The organism is Kordiimonas aquimaris, assembly GCF_025574485.1.
Lineage (GTDB): Bacteria > Pseudomonadota > Alphaproteobacteria > Sphingomonadales > Kordiimonadaceae > Kordiimonas > Kordiimonas aquimaris.
In genome coordinates this window covers 52,187-64,559 of record NZ_JAOBPO010000005.1, presented here as the reverse complement: position 1 = coordinate 64,559, position 12,373 = coordinate 52,187, and the positions used below count along the sequence as shown (strand labels likewise).

The window sequence follows — 12,373 nt, the reverse complement described above, 5'->3', positions numbered from 1 at the left end:
TGAAGATGAAACGATTGATCAAAGCATGTGCTGTCGCCGCTGTACTCGGCTTGGCTATGCCGGTTACCGCTATGATGGCAGATGATGCCAGCACGATGACACAGCAGGTCACCGAAAAGAAAGTAACTTTCAACATTGAAAAAATGACCTGCGCCATGTGCCCTATTACAGTGCGCAAAGCGATGGAGAAGGTTGACGGTGTACTGTCTGTTGTAACTGATTATGACGCCAGAACAGCGGTTGTGACTTTTGACCCGGCAAAGGCAAATGTTGAAGCTATTGCCAAGGCATCTGAAAATGCTGGATACCCTGCTATTCTTGATGATAGCCACGGTTCTTAATGATCGCGTTTGACGGACCAGAGAGCAGTTGCTGCTCACCGGAAAATACCGACACCAAAACAAATGTTATGGTAATTGGTGCTGGCTCGGCTGGATTCTCGGCCGCCATTACGGCTGCAGAAGCTGGGGCTGTGGTAACGCTTGTCGGCGCGGGCACCATCGGTGGCACTTGCGTAAACGTTGGCTGTGTGCCGTCTAAAACCATGATCCGGGCTGTGGAAGCACTGTATCAGGCCTCTCATGCCGCACGGTTTAATGGCATCACGTCCAAGGCTAAAGTGCTCGATTGGCAGGCCGTTGTCGCCCACAAGCAGCAGCTTGTGGAAGAGTTACGCCAAGCCAAATATATTGACGTTCTGCCCGCCTATCCGGATGTGCATTATATAGAAGGGCGTGCGCAGCTTAGCAAAGACCGCGTTATAATCGAAGGAAAGCTCTACACGCCTGACAAAATTATCATTGCCACGGGCTCCTCAAACATGGTGCCTCCGATCCCCGGCATTGAGACGGTTGATCATCTTGACAGTACGTCCGCCCTCGACCTTGAAACCCTCCCGAGTTCCATGATCATCATTGGCGGCGGCGTTATCGGTTGCGAGCTTGGTCAAATGTTTGCCCGCGCCGGCGTTAAAGTTACTTTATGCTGCCGCAGTCGTTTGGTGCCAGATATGGAACCCGAGATTAGCCAAGCTTTACAAACCTATCTGGAAGCTGAGGGTATTAAGGTTTGTTCAGGCATTGGCTACCGAGCAATTGAACAACACGGCGACGGGATAAGGCTTTACTTCGAACGCCAGGGCCAACTCCGCGTATTGGAAGCAGACAGGGTTTTACTTGCCGCCGGGCGCAAGCCAAACACAGCAGGTCTCGGACTTGAAGAAGCGGGCGTTTCACTTGCCAAGAATAGCGGCATCGAGGTTGACACGTTGATGCGCTCGACCAATCCCAATATTTATGCCGCTGGTGATGTCACGGGCACGGATATGTTTGTTTATATGGCAGCCTACGGAGCAAAGCTCGCCGGCCAGAATGCAACAGGCGGTGACACACAGCCTTATAATAACACCACCATGCCATCGGTTGTTTTTACCGATCCTCAAGTCGGCAGCGTAGGCCTAACGGAATCTCAAGCGAACGAGCAAGGTTACAGTGTGAAAACAAGCGTCATCACGCTTGACCATGTACCGCGCTATCTAGCGGCGCGGGATACGCGTGGTTTAATCAAGCTGGTAGCTGACAAGGAAACAGACAAACTGCTGGGAGCGCATGTTTTAGCTCCGGAAGGCGGCGAGTTAATTCAAACCGCTGTGATCGCCCTTAAAGCCAATATGACCGCAACAGAGCTGGGGCAAACCGTATTCCCGTACCTCACGGGTGTTGAAGGTCTCAAACTGGCCGCACAAACCTTTGATAAGGATGTCAGCACACTGTCTTGCTGCGCCGGATAAAAGCTGAACCCAGATTATAAAACCTCAAACCGAGGAGAAACTGATGGCGACCACTGACTTGAAACTTGAAAAGCAAGGAAGCCTGGCCAAGCCGGGACCGATTGGGCGTCTTGTCAGGCTTGGATTGGGGTTGCTTTGCCTCTCGTATGTTTACGGGCTTTGGCAGCTGCAGGATGATTTCATAACCGAAGCTGGTTCCATTAGGCCGCTCGTGTGGAACGGTATTCTACCAAGCTTGTTTTTGATCAGCTATGTTATCAACATCGGCTTTTCCCGCGCATGGAAAAAATGGCCTGCGATAATAAGCTTTTTATTCCTTACGGGCATCGCGGCGATTGGATATGTGCAGTCCGGCTCAGTCGGGACAGAGTTATTGGCAAAGACAATTCACTGGTGGGAGCTATATCTATACACGCACCTTGGTCTAGCGTTCGTTCTGTCGGCAATAATCGCGACTCCCGGCTGTGAGATGCGGGCGTTTCATCACCTATATTCGCTCGTAACGGGTACTTCCACCAAAGAACATCACTGTCCGGTTGGACCACTCCAACCTATTGACCGCTGGGAGGCGGCACGATTTAGTTAATTCTTTGTCATTGAGATCGAACAAATTTCAGGGTGGCCGTCACAACAATCATTCACCAGATAGCCAATGAAGCCTTTGGTTTCCTCAAGGCGTACAGAATATATTAGGCTGCGACCTTCGCGTATTGATGCGATAAGCCCGGCGTTGGAAAGTATACTAAGATGGGTGGAAAGCGTATTTTGTGGCACGCCCAATTCCGTCGCAATCGCACCCGCAGCCATAAACTGCGGTAAGGGCATCGTCATCTGGAACCAAAATAGGGTTGAATTTTCTCGTCACCTCAGCCGACAAAAGACGCCTCATTCAGAACTCTTTCATAAAATTTTCCCAATAGGGGAAAAGCCTTTCCCCTGACCTCAGCCAGCGCAAATACGCTGTCTTCGCTACCCCTTTCCAGCGGGGACACCCCGCAACGCCCCGGACTAGCCTCAAATGACAATAAGACGACCCCTGGCGGTCATCGCAGTGCCTGCGATGTCTCTTTTTTGGTCTTTCCCACGGCGGAGCGGGCTTCACCTCCCTTGTAGGGGCAAGCGGCCCTCCAGCAACCGTCAAGGGCCGACAAGGTTCGATAAAACGCTAACCCGTAACCCAGACAATTGCAGCAGTTCCTCATGCTTGCCCCTCCGAGGAGGTTTCAAGAAGCCCCCTCCGCAGGGGGAAAGAACGGCGGTTTTTTTGGACGGAGGGTTAGGCTATGCCAAAGGTAAACAGGAAACAGCAATACCAGAAAGAGCAAAACGGGCCAGATGCTGGTCAAGCGGGCAACCCCAAGCTAACTGTTTACCAAGAGGTGACGGGCCGGATTATCGCTGAACTGGAAGCCGGACGGGTGCCGTGGGTTCAACCGTGGTCAAGCACCCCGCACGGGGCATGCGTGGGCTTGCCGGTCAATGCCCAAACGGGAAAGACCTATAGCGGCATCAATATTTTGCTGCTTTGGGGAAAAGTGATCGAGCGCGATTTCGCGGCACAAAGCTGGCTCACGTACAAGCAAGCCCAAACGCTCGGCGGCAATGTGCGCAAGGGCCAGACATCAACATCCATTGTCTATGCCGACAGCTTCACCCCCAAGGGTGAACGAAAAGCTGCAAGAGAAGAAAACCGCGACCCACAGCGCATCCCGTTCCTCAAGCGCTACCGGGTTTTCAATATCGATCAATGCGACGGCCTGCCCCGCGACCTCCATACCCAAGCGCCCGACCTGCCCCAATGCGAGCAACAGCCTATTGCTGAAAAGCTGATCAAGGCAACCGGCGCAGATTTTCGCATTGGCGGTAACCGTGCCTTTTACGTGCCGGGAAAGGACTATATCCAAGTGCCGCCGCAGCCGCTTTTCCATGCCCAAATCGACTATTACCGCACCTGTTTTCACGAATTGGGCCACTGGACCGGGGCCAAGCACCGGCTTGACCGGCCAATGGAGACCAGCAAAGGCAATAAACTTTATGCCCGCGAGGAACTGGTTGCCGAAATGACCAGCGCCTTTGTCTGCGCGACCCTCGGCATTGTCCCAACCGTGCGCCATACCGATTATATCGGCGCGTGGCTTGAGGTCCTGCGCGCAGACGATAAAGCCATTTTTCGCGCCGCCAGCAAAGCCTCCAAAGCCGCTGATTATATCCTTGCATTTCACGGGGAGGCTGGCCCGAAAAACGACCCAGAAAGCGGCCCGGAGAGAAGGTTAGCATGAGCAAACAAATCCCAAAAAATACCATGGCTTACGAGCAAACCGAACAGGGAGAACAGGCGCTCATGCCGATCCTCAAACCGATCTCGCAGCGTCAGCGCCTGCAAGTGTTGGCTAGCGGTCCTCTCAGGGCGCGCCGCCAGCAAAAACCGCTCAACATTGGCCTCTTTAATGAGGACGCCAGAAACCAGTTGGCACTTTTTTAAGGATAAGGAACACCCGATGAAACTCATACCCCAAGAACTGGAGGCCAGACTGATCGCCAATTGGCGCAAAGGCGAAAGGTTGGACGAAGACCAAGCCAACAGAGCCGCGCATGACCCGATCCCGGTGGTAAAATTCTTCGACCCAACCGGTCCTGCCACTTGGCTGGTCAGCGAAATGGTGGCCCACAACCGCGACATTCTCTTTGGCCTGTGTGATCTCGGTCTGGGCATGCCCGAACTTGGTTACGTGAGCGTGAGCGAGCTTGAGAGTATCCGGGTCGCAGGCGGCAGGCTCGGTATCGAGCGCGATATCCATTTCACCGCCAGCTATCCGATCTCGGTTTACGCCCACGCGGCCCGCCTCCATGGGGCCGTGATCTTCGATGCGCCAGTGTTGGCGCAAGCCCATGCCGCGCTCGAGCGCGAAAAACGCTCAAAGAGCGGACACCGCTGAAGGTTTCGCCGCCCCGGCGAAACCGGCCCCACCTTCCCCGCCGTGCAAAACAGGCGGGGCCACCCTCAAACAAGACCCAGACGACCCCCAAACACCAAAAGGAGAGACACCATGCACTTAGAGCATATTAAACTGGAACAGCTCACACCCTGCGCCGTTAACATGCGCCACACCGGCAAAACCCCCGATGTCAGCGACATCCTGCCCAGCATCCGCGCACGCGGGGTGATTGTGCCCTTAATTGTTCGCGCAGGCACCGACCCCGAAAACTATGAAGTGGTCGCTGGTCAGCGCCGGATGACCGCTGCCAAAATTATCGCCGAGGAATCCGGGCAGATCGAACCCCTGCCCTGCGCGGTGATGGAAAGCGGCGATGACGCCGCCGCGCTGGAGATTTCCATTCTGGAAAACTGCGCCCGGCTCGACCCTGACCCGATGACCCAGTATGAAGCCTTCGCCGCCCTCAAAAAGCAAGGCCGGACAGTAGAAGACATCGCTGACACCTTCGGCGTCACCGCGCTCACCGTCAAACGCCGCCTTGCGCTCGGCAGTCTCATCCCCGCCATACGGAGGGCCTACAGGCTTGAGAAAATCGACAATGAAAGCATCAAGTCTTTGACAATGGCCTCGACCAAACAACAGCGCGACTGGATCAAGCTTTTTAACGACAAAGAAAGCTTTACCCCAACAGGTATGCGGCTCAGAAGCTGGCTCTTTGGCGGCAAGGAAATTGACGTGGGCGTGGCGCTCTTTGACCTCAACAAATACCAAGGTACGCGGGTCAGCAACCTGTTCGGCGACGATGAATATTTCTCCGATAGCGACCAGTTCTGGACGCTGCAAAATCAAGCTATTGCTGCACTGGGTGCCAAATACAAGAAAAATGGTTGGCAAGAAGTGCATGTTTTGGATCTGGGCAAAAGCTTCTATGACTGGGAGCATGTGGCGACCAGCAAGCATGACGGCGGCCATGTCTATATTGCTGTGGCGCAGTCGGGTGCGGTCAAAGCCTACGAAGGCTATATTACCGAGAAGGAGGCCAAAGCCCGGCTCAGAGCCAAAGCGACCATCGACGGCAGCGTTGCAGCGAAACCCCTGCGGCCGGAGATCAGCCAAGTGATGCAAAATTATCTTGCCCTGCACCGGCACGCTGCGGTGCAAGTCGAACTGACAGCCGCGCCCAAACTGGCGCTCCGGGTCACAGTTGCCCATATGATCATCGGCACCGACAAATGGCGCGCCGAGGCCGATGCACCCCGCCCGAAAAATGATGCTATCGCCGCTTCTCTGAAAAACGCCACTGCACGCAAAGCCTTTGCTGACCGGCGCAAGACCGTCCTGAAAATGATCAAGCTGCCCGAGCACCAGCACACGCTGATCAGCCGCACGCCGGATGCCATTGCCACCACCCAAATCCTCGCGCATCTACTGACGCTCTCTGACAGTGCCGTGATGAAGATCATGGCCTTCGCCATGGCAGAAACTCTCGCTGCCAACTCGCCGGTGGTCGAAGCCGTCGGCAATCATCTATCCGTCGATATGAGCAAATACTGGAAGCCCGAACAACCATTCTTTGACCTGATCCGCGAGAAAGCAACTGTCAATGCAATCTTGCGCGAGGTTGGCGGCAAGGCCGCAGCAGACGGTAATGTCTCGTCAACTGCCAAAGCGCAAAAAGCGATCATCGGCGATTTCCTAGAAGGCCGACAGGGTCGCAAACAGGTCAGCCCGTGGTTGCCGCGCTTCCTGCAGTTCCCGTTTAAAAGCTACACCAAAAACGGTGGTATCGGCATCCAGGAGGGCTGGGAACAAGTGAAGAAACACTTTAACGACAGGTGAGCAAAAAACCGCGTGAGGCGGTCCAAAAAATCGCCTCATAGTATCTTTTCGACTTAGACGGCGGGCGAATGCTCAACAATGATGAGGTTTTGAAGTAGCGTACCATTAGCATTTGTGGGTAGGCTTTCTATTACTCTGACAGTTAATATGGCTATTAATCTGGATTTCTTGACAAACTACGGGTATCCCGTATATCATGATAGATGAACACTTTGAATGGGATGATGAGAAAGCCACGTCAAATGCTGAAAAGCATGGCGTTACTTTTGAACAAGCCCTTTCGGTATTTAGTGATCCGTTTGCAATTGAACTCTTGGATGATAGGGAGAATTATAACGAGGATCGTTATATCCTTATTGGGATGGCAGCGGTCACTTTACTCGTTGTTGTCTATACAGAACGGAACGACAAAAATCGAATAATATCTGCTCGAAGAGCAGAAGCTAACGAACGGCGATTTTACCATGAACAAAACAAGTGATCTTGATAATATGCCATTAAGTAATGATGATTTACAACGGATGAAAAGAACGCCGCAGGCTAAAATAATCCGCAGAGCATTAAAGCTTAATCAACATGAATTTGCAGCCCAGTTTCATATAGCCATCGGTACGTTGCGGGATTGGGAGCAAAATCGCGCAGAACCGGACGGTGCCGCGAAAGCGTATCTTAGAGTGATAGCCCGTGAACCAGATATGGTTCGTAGAGCTTTATCCAGACCATACAGCTAAAGATAAGAACATACCGCGCCGAAGAAATGCCCGCCCCCACTATATCGACCACTAGTCACTAGGGGTCAGTTTTGGCCTCCGTAACACGCCTCTGCCTATTTCATACATGGCCCGTTCAACAACCTGCAATCATCAGCACACCAACAATATGGCCGGTACCAAGGTCGATTGTTCCGGGCGTTGGCTTTGTTTTCAATTGGTGGGCCTTCATGCACACGGTACGCTATGGCATGGCTTTGTCGCAGCCGCTGTGATGGGTAGCACAGGTCCAAACACAGTCAATTCATCCGATCTAATATTTAGCCCACAGTACCAATCCCTCTGCCCCGCCTTGATGACCTATCACTGACGAACACGGGCCAAAACCCGTCGCCGTGGTTATTTTCCCCACCTCTAAAGAGGTTCCTCGCGCATCAAAATAATCCCGCCTCGGGGTCAAGCAGCGCCCTGAACATTTGTGTCTTTTTTCCGCGTAAGGCGTTCAGGGCGCTGTTCAGCCCGCAACCCTCTGTAATCGGTCAGGCTTGCGCCGAGGGATTGGCCCTCCGGGCAACAATAAGGAGATGAACGATGACTGCTATTGGATATGTGAAACGTCAGGGAAACGGCTACAAAGGCCAACTCAAAACCCTGTCAATTGAGGCCGATATTGAAGTTGTGCCAAACAGCGACAAAAGCCACGACACTCAACCTGATTACCGCGTGTTTGCGGGCCGCGCTGAAATCGGTGCAGGCTGGATCAGGAAAGGTGAACGCTCCGGCAAAGAGGGTGTTTCGCTCTCGTTTGCCGCCCCCGAGTTTGGTCAGCGCAAGCTTTATGCAAACTTGGGTCAGGCCGCTGGTCAAGATGATCCTGATGTCTTCGCGGTGATTTGGAATCCGGCAGACTAAATCCGGTATAAAAGCCCTAGCCTCGGCACTCCGGTGCCGGGGCATTAATCCCAAGAGACAAGGCCCCCTATCGCCTCTCTGCGCATAATATAGTATAAGGGCATGATGGAACGCTTTTACCTGACATCGATTAAAACCTGCATCAAAAGCGGCGGCCTTTTGTTTATCGCTGGGGTTTTGATTGTGGTGGCGATCCGAGCAGCTGAGTGGTCGGTGATCGGCGGCGTGGTTGCTATCGTCATCGGCGCGGTCGTTTACGGTCGTTCACTTGCCCGCGCGGGCTTTGACGCCGTGTTGGTGCGCTTGAGCCAATATAGCCGCACCAAGTCCGTGCTTATCCTGTTGGGCGCACTTTTGCTCAATGGTTTTGGCTATATCGCCCTGTCGGTTATCGGCTATCTGGGCTTGGGGCTGGCGCTTGACCTGTCCCGTATTATCGCGCTGATTGCTGCACTTGTGTTTCTGCCGATGTCAGTGCTGATCATCACCACTTCCCGCGACTGAGCCTACGCCTTACCGAACCAATCTTCTGCGTTATCGATCACATGAAGGCGGACCAGATAGCACAAGCGAGTGAGGTCACCAGTCTCCAAGGCATCGATGATGGCGGCATGCTCGCCGTATGATTTGAAAACCTGTTCCTCATGGCTAAAGTTGGCCACATCATAGAAGCCTTTAAGCTGGTAAAGCTGGCCCAACTGCCGCGACAAGGGCCCCTCGTCGACGGACTCGACCATACATTGGTGGAACTCCCGGTTGAGCCGTGCCACATGGTCGTATTCGCCGTCGAGACAGGCCTGCCACATCTGATGATTGAGCGTGTGCAGACGCTTGAGGAAAGGCGCTGTAATCATCGGAACCAGCTTCTTCACCGCATACACTTCAAGCAGTGCCCGCAGTTCCACAGCCTGCATCAACGTACCTGCGCTCGTCTCAGCAATCGTGCGGGTGCCGTCTTCCGCCAAGTCGAGCCAGCCGCTTGCTTCCAGTTCTTCAAGAACCTTCATCGCCACCCAGCGACCGCAGCCATAAAGGGCGTGAAGGCGGCGCTGGGACAGCTGTTCTCCGGGCTTGAAGATGCCCTTATCAATATCGGCAATAATAGCCTCGACAAGGTGCTTTTTCTGGTCTTGACCGCTACCCATTCGTGCGCTAGCGGAAGAGCGTCGAGATAGATTTTTCCGGCCTGTGCAGGGCCATAAAATCAGTGACCGTGACCGCATCTTTCGGGGCCAAATTATCCCCGAGTTTGGCAACAAACCGCGCACCAACCGAATTAGTTTGCGCCTCTTTGCGGGAAACAATGTCGGCGACTGGTTTGCAGTGTTTTTCAAGGGGAATGATGAGACTTTGGGTGCGATTGCGCGGCACGGTTATTCCTTTCTCTGTTTTGCGCAATACACGGTATAGAAGATTAGATGTACATAGTGTGAACACCGCCCTTTTGTGAGCAGGTAGCGCAAGCGCCGAGCCGCCTGCGAAAAAAGTGAACACACCTGATGCACAAACTGCGTTCTTTTTTAGCTATATGTTTCATAGAGTTATATGACGTTAAGAATCTATGTTCAGTATACCGGGCACTCTTGGAATACCGAAATCAAAAAGAATCCAATGTCTTCAATGCCCTAATAGCGGTATGTGGAATACCGAGAACAAAAAGTTTGAACTCATGTATTGGTTGTGTTTTAATGATCTTGCTCGAAAAGAACGGCATGGACCTTCGAAAGAAGGATAATCATGTTAGTGCCGCTTTCTGTCAAAGTGTCCACAGAAACCCGCGACAGGCTCACCGCACTTGCCGAGGCACAGAACACAAACCCATCAGCGCTTGCTCGCTCGCTTATCAACCGTTACTTCGACGGTGTTGAGGATGCTGACAGCAATCTCCTGCCTCTCATTCAAGCCAATTTTGAAGACGTTACCCGCGCCCTCGTCCTGATCCGCTTCCTCGCTGAAGGCGTCGATAAGGACACAACCGACATTCTCCTAGAGCGCACCGATGCCTATCTGGCCTCCCGCATTCCGTCTGCCGACAGACAATTTGACGGGAGCGTGTGATGGCGAACTTCTTCAACACCCCCCTGTCCACCTTCATACGCGGTGCGCAAACCACAATCCACGAATGGCAAATGATGCTGCAAAGCCTGAAGCAAACCGTTATCGCCGGGCTGATCATTGTCGCACTGCTCGCTGGCTGGCAAGTCTACAACAAAACGTCCGAGCATGACCGCTATGTGATGCAGCGCTGGGTCACCGCAGGCGCTAAAGCCGCTTTCTTTGGCCCCGAAAGCGCTATCGACTTTGTCGACAAAAACGGCAAGACCTACAAGCTTTACACTGGCAAATATCTACGTTCAACCATGGCAAAGAAGGTGTGGTTGAAGGCGGGCCAGGCGAGCCTGGTTGGAGTCAAGGTCGGCTCAGCTTTGAGCTCGCTCATTCTTCTGTTGGTACTCTTGTTCTTTTACCTGAATGGCCGCCGTCAGGGCCGCGACTTTCATGTACGCGGCGCTCAGCTCGGGACCACCGGTGATCTTGCCAAAGCACTTAAGAAAGTCGGCAAGCGCGGCACGGTTTCGCTGGGCGGTATCCGGCTTCCTGCCGAGATGGAACCCACCAATATCGCCATGATCGGGGCACCGCGTACCGGCAAGTCTGTTCAGATCAGCGCCATCCTCGAGGAAGTCCGGGCCGCAGGTCAGCGCGCTATTGTCTATGATTACGGCGGTCTGTTCACGCGGCACTTTTACCGCGAGGGGATCGACACCATCCTCAACCCGATGGATGAACGATCTGCAGAGTGGCGCCCCTGGTATGATGCGTACGAGCCCGCCCATTTTGAGCAACAGGCGGTAAGCTTGATCCCGGACGATAAGTCGATGGAAGACTTTTGGCCGAAAGCAGCCCGTACAGTTTATGTCGCCCTCGCCCGCAAGATTGCCGCCCTGGTCGACAATCCCAATTTAAGCGACCTTCTCTTCTGGGGTCTGCAACAAAACGCCAATGAAGTAGCGAAGTTCCTCGCGGGCACCGAGGCCACCAGTGCATTCGGCCAGGATAAAACCGCAGCCTCGATCATGTCCCATCTGGCAACCTACCTGAAAGCCTTCAATTACTTGCGCACCAGCGGTACGCCCTTCTCGATCCGCGAGTGGGTTGCCGGTGAAAGTGATGATAGCTGGCTGTTTATTTCTACCAACGAGGCGCACATTGACACAGTGCGCCCCCTGATTAGCTTATGGGTCGACATTGCGGTTTCGGCGATCTTGTCCTTGCCCGAAAATCTCGATCGGCGCATATGGTACGCCGTTGATGAACTGACCTCGATGCAGGCGGTTCCCTCGCTCGCCAAAGCCCTCACCCATGCGCCCAAATACGGTGGCTGCGGCCTGATCGGCTATCAGTCGAAACCTATCCTTGAGAAGATTTATGATGACCGAACAGCGGCAGCGCTCTCAGGTGGCTGCGCTATCCACTGTATTTTCCGGGCCAACGATGTGGAGACAGCAGAATGGGCTGAACGGGCACTGGGTAAAACCGAAGTGGCGGAAACCAATGAAGGCATCTCTTACGGTGTGACCCAGCTCCGCGACGGACGAACCGCCAACATCAACCGCACCCTCAGGCCGCTGGTATTAGCGAGCGAAATCCGTGCATTGGAGAAGTTCCAATATTTCCTGTCAATGGGTTCAGGCTTGCCAACAGTCCCGATCCAGCTCAGCTATAAACCCCGCCCCGAAATCGCGGCTGCCTATATCCCTCATGTGTCGCAGCAACTGGTCATCGAACAGACCGCTGAGCGTTTCCCGACTGACACTATTGTGCCGCTTACCGATGTGTCCAATGGCCAGCAAAGCAGTCATCAAGCCGCCCCGCGACAACCACAAGGTCCGGCAGTATCCAGCGGAGAGTTAGCGCTTGAAGGGGGCTCCGGTAAAAAACCGCAAAAACAACATCTGCGCCGACGCCAAAACCAGCAAAAGGGCCAGAAAAAAGGCCGCTCAAAAAGCCATGCAGCCTCAGACCGATTAAGTCGGTCGTCTGCCAACGGAAACAACAAAATCGAATTTGAACAGATTTTTGATCCGACGGCAAAACCAACCACCCCCCAATCCTCCAGCGCCCAACCCACAAAAGCCGGTAAAGGCGGGCTTCCAGAATGCGAAGGGTCCTAAGCAATGCTATCC

16 protein-coding genes are annotated in these 12,373 nt (G+C 53.6%); 13 read left to right on the top strand and 3 right to left on the bottom strand.

Translation table 11 applies throughout. The features are described from left to right. Nucleotides 1–5 precede the first annotated feature (5 nt). From OEU88_RS15060 to OEU88_RS15050, 3 genes are read left to right on the top strand one after another with little or no spacing between them, the layout of a single operon-like run. Nucleotides 6–341 (top strand): heavy-metal-associated domain-containing protein, encoded by a 336-nt coding sequence (locus OEU88_RS15060; RefSeq protein ID WP_262696033.1) that lies wholly within the window; start codon nucleotides 6–8, stop codon nucleotides 339–341. Next, the gene (gene merA / locus OEU88_RS15055; RefSeq protein ID WP_317279142.1) at nucleotides 341–1,789 is read left to right on the top strand and encodes a mercury(II) reductase; all 1,449 of its coding nucleotides are present in this window, start codon (nucleotides 341–343) and stop codon (nucleotides 1,787–1,789) included. Before OEU88_RS15060 ends, merA begins: the two co-directional genes overlap by 1 nt. 43 nt (nucleotides 1,790–1,832) lie before the next feature. Beyond that, entirely contained in the window at nucleotides 1,833–2,375 is a 543-nt protein-coding gene (locus OEU88_RS15050) for a hypothetical protein (protein ID WP_262696032.1), read from the top strand. Here the strand turns inward: OEU88_RS15050 and OEU88_RS15045 are convergent. Further along, nucleotides 2,372–2,620, bottom strand: a complete 249-nt coding sequence (locus tag OEU88_RS15045; protein ID WP_262696031.1) for an ArsR/SmtB family transcription factor — start codon at nucleotides 2,618–2,620, stop codon at nucleotides 2,372–2,374. The genes OEU88_RS15050 and OEU88_RS15045 overlap by 4 nt on opposite strands. A gap of 452 nt (nucleotides 2,621–3,072) precedes the next feature. On the opposite strand from OEU88_RS15045, the gene OEU88_RS15040 reads away from it, so the two are divergent. The 8 genes from OEU88_RS15040 to OEU88_RS15005 all read left to right on the top strand — a co-directional run bounded on the left by OEU88_RS15040 (nucleotide 3,073) and on the right by OEU88_RS15005 (nucleotide 8,690). Continuing rightward, complete coding sequence (locus OEU88_RS15040) at nucleotides 3,073–4,068, top strand: ArdC family protein (protein ID WP_262696030.1); 996 nt, start codon at nucleotides 3,073–3,075, stop codon at nucleotides 4,066–4,068. Then, a complete protein-coding gene (locus OEU88_RS15035) occupies nucleotides 4,065–4,271 on the top strand; it encodes a hypothetical protein (protein ID WP_262696029.1) in 207 nt (68 codons plus the stop codon). Before OEU88_RS15040 ends, OEU88_RS15035 begins: the two co-directional genes overlap by 4 nt. A 16-nt stretch (nucleotides 4,272–4,287) precedes the next feature. Continuing rightward, the gene (locus OEU88_RS15030; RefSeq protein ID WP_262696028.1) at nucleotides 4,288–4,725 is read left to right on the top strand and encodes a DUF2958 domain-containing protein; all 438 of its coding nucleotides are present in this window, start codon (nucleotides 4,288–4,290) and stop codon (nucleotides 4,723–4,725) included. A 111-nt stretch (nucleotides 4,726–4,836) separates the two neighbouring features. Beyond that, the gene (locus OEU88_RS15025) at nucleotides 4,837–6,564 is read left to right on the top strand and encodes a ParB/RepB/Spo0J family partition protein (RefSeq protein WP_262696027.1); all 1,728 of its coding nucleotides are present in this window, start codon (nucleotides 4,837–4,839) and stop codon (nucleotides 6,562–6,564) included. A 196-nt stretch (nucleotides 6,565–6,760) separates the two neighbouring features. Continuing rightward, the gene (locus OEU88_RS15020) at nucleotides 6,761–7,045 is read left to right on the top strand and encodes a BrnT family toxin (protein WP_262696026.1); all 285 of its coding nucleotides are present in this window, start codon (nucleotides 6,761–6,763) and stop codon (nucleotides 7,043–7,045) included. Further along, a complete protein-coding gene (locus OEU88_RS15015) occupies nucleotides 7,029–7,295 on the top strand; it encodes a helix-turn-helix domain-containing protein (RefSeq protein WP_262696025.1) in 267 nt (88 codons plus the stop codon). The genes OEU88_RS15020 and OEU88_RS15015 overlap by 17 nt, the downstream gene beginning before the upstream one ends. Nucleotides 7,296–7,865: 570 nt before the next feature. Continuing rightward, the gene (locus tag OEU88_RS15010; protein ID WP_262696024.1) at nucleotides 7,866–8,186 is read left to right on the top strand and encodes a DUF736 domain-containing protein; all 321 of its coding nucleotides are present in this window, start codon (nucleotides 7,866–7,868) and stop codon (nucleotides 8,184–8,186) included. 102 nt (nucleotides 8,187–8,288) lie between these two features. Then, the gene (locus OEU88_RS15005) at nucleotides 8,289–8,690 is read left to right on the top strand and encodes a hypothetical protein (protein WP_262696023.1); all 402 of its coding nucleotides are present in this window, start codon (nucleotides 8,289–8,291) and stop codon (nucleotides 8,688–8,690) included. Between the two features lie 2 nt (nucleotides 8,691–8,692). On the opposite strand, the gene OEU88_RS15000 is transcribed toward OEU88_RS15005, so the two are convergent. Next, nucleotides 8,693–9,331 (bottom strand): GntR family transcriptional regulator, encoded by a 639-nt coding sequence (locus OEU88_RS15000; protein ID WP_262696022.1) that lies wholly within the window; start codon nucleotides 9,329–9,331, stop codon nucleotides 8,693–8,695. Between the two features lie 7 nt (nucleotides 9,332–9,338). Then, complete coding sequence (locus tag OEU88_RS14995; RefSeq protein ID WP_262696021.1) at nucleotides 9,339–9,557, bottom strand: hypothetical protein; 219 nt, start codon at nucleotides 9,555–9,557, stop codon at nucleotides 9,339–9,341. Between the two features lie 366 nt (nucleotides 9,558–9,923). Here OEU88_RS14995 and OEU88_RS14990 point away from each other — a divergent pair, with 366 nt between their 5' ends. Together OEU88_RS14990 and OEU88_RS14985 are read left to right on the top strand one after the other, a co-directional pair. After that, complete coding sequence (locus OEU88_RS14990) at nucleotides 9,924–10,244, top strand: hypothetical protein (RefSeq protein WP_262696020.1); 321 nt, start codon at nucleotides 9,924–9,926, stop codon at nucleotides 10,242–10,244. Further along, nucleotides 10,244–12,361 (top strand): type IV secretion system DNA-binding domain-containing protein, encoded by a 2,118-nt coding sequence (locus OEU88_RS14985; protein WP_262696019.1) that lies wholly within the window; start codon nucleotides 10,244–10,246, stop codon nucleotides 12,359–12,361. The genes OEU88_RS14990 and OEU88_RS14985 overlap by 1 nt, the downstream gene beginning before the upstream one ends. Nucleotides 12,362–12,373 lie beyond the last annotated feature (12 nt).